Annotated in this window: 3 protein-coding genes; 2 read left to right on the top strand and 1 reads right to left on the bottom strand. The window is 60.7% G+C overall.

The window, feature by feature from the left end:
- Together AC1DWI_RS22295 and AC1DWI_RS22300 are read left to right on the top strand one after the other, a co-directional pair.
- Window positions 1-381: ABC transporter permease (locus AC1DWI_RS22295; protein WP_477725801.1), on the top strand; the 381-nt coding region annotated here is incomplete at its 5' end.
- 13 nt (window positions 382-394) lie between these two features.
- A complete protein-coding gene (locus AC1DWI_RS22300) occupies window positions 395-1273 on the top strand; it encodes an ABC transporter permease (RefSeq protein WP_477669066.1) in 879 nt (292 codons plus the stop codon).
- On the opposite strand, the gene AC1DWI_RS22305 is transcribed toward AC1DWI_RS22300, so the two are convergent.
- Window positions 1218-1638: EamA family transporter (locus AC1DWI_RS22305; RefSeq protein WP_477725802.1), on the bottom strand; the 421-nt coding region annotated here is incomplete at its 5' end. The genes AC1DWI_RS22300 and AC1DWI_RS22305 overlap by 56 nt on opposite strands.

Below are 1638 nucleotides of genomic sequence, written 5' to 3' on the forward strand. Positions count from 1 at the left end.
TATGTGTACTGCCCCTTCATGATCCTGCCGCTTTACGCCAACCTGGTGAAGATGGACTTTCGTCTGCTGGAGGCTGCCCACGATCTGGGCGCCAGCGCCTGGAAGGCTTTCTGGCTGATCACTGTTCCGCTCAGCAAGTCCGGGATCATCGCCGGCTCGATGCTGGTTTTCATCCCCAGCGTCGGCGAGTTCGTGATTCCGTCGCTGCTGGGGGGCGCTGAAAACATCATGATCGGCCGCGTGGTGTGGGACGAGATGTTCAGCAGCAACAACTGGCCGCGCGCATCCGCGCTGGCCGTGGTGATGATCCTCCTGATCCTGGTGCCGCTGGCTTTTTATTACCGCTCCAGCAGCGACCGTGACGCGCAAGGACGCCACTGAGATGAAAGAAGCCATGAGAACCTTCCTGCGCCTGGCAGAAGGCAACATAGGCCGGATCTGGATGGGGCTGGTGTACCTTTTCCTCTATATCCCGCTGATTTTCCTCATCGTCTTTTCATTCAACAGCACCCGGCAAGACGGTGTTTTCACCGGCTTTTCAACGCGCTGGTATGAGGCGCTGCTGTCGGACTCGCGGTTGGTGGAAGGATTTTTTCTGTCCCTCAAGGTGGCGCTGATCACCGGCACGCTGTCGGTGGTGCTCGGCAGCTTTGCTGCCTTTGTACTGGTGCGCTATTTGCGCTTTACCGGGCGTACGCTGTTCTATGGGTTGGTCAACGCGCCGCTGGTCATGCCCGAGGTCATCATCGGCCTGGCCTTGCTGCTGCTGATGGTGGCGGTGCAGCGCACCATCGGCTGGCCGGACCGGGGTTTCATCACCATCGTGACGGGGCACACCTTGCTCGGCATGGCCTACGCCACGGTGGTCATCCAGTCACGCCTCAGTGAAATGGACCGCACCCTTGAAGAGGCCGCCATGGACCTGGGCTGCCGGCCCGTGCAGGTGTTTTTTCTGGTGACCTTGCCAAGCATTGCACCGGCACTGGTGTCGGCCTGGCTGCTCACCTTCACACTGTCGTTTGACGACGTGGTGATCTCCGAATTCTTGTCAGGGCCCGGCGTGACGACCTTGCCGCAGGTGATCTTCAGCTACGCCCGCCGCGGTGTGAACCCGTCGATTTACGCAGCGGCCACGATTTTGATCACGGTGGTGTCGTTGGGCATCATTGCCTACAGCATTTCCGTGATGCGCCGGCAAAAGCGGCTGGACCGCGAAATCAGTGCGGCGGCTCGACCGGAACAGGCTTTCCCGGACCCCGTCCGGGCAAAGTAGCCAGCACGACGCCGGTCAGCGCGATGGCAAAAGCGCCGATCTGGGTGCCATTGAGCTTTTCTCCCAGAACAATGACGCCGACCGCTGCGGCACTGACCGGCAGCAATACGGTGAAAACGCCGGCCTGATTCGCCGGAATCKTCCTGAGCCCGGTCATCCAGAGCCAGACCGTCCATACGCTGGCTGCGAGCGAATAAAACAGCAGCAACAGCCACGCGGAGGGCGCCACCTTGCCAAAGTCAAATCCCCAAGCCATCCAGAGGCCGAAAGGGGTGACGAGGGCAAAGCCCCAGAGGTTGATCAGTGCGGTGATGCGTTTGGGGCTGAGTACGCCGGTCAGCTTCTTGCCGATGACGGCGTAGGCC

The sequence above is a fragment of the Polaromonas sp. P3_C2 genome (assembly GCF_056402675.1).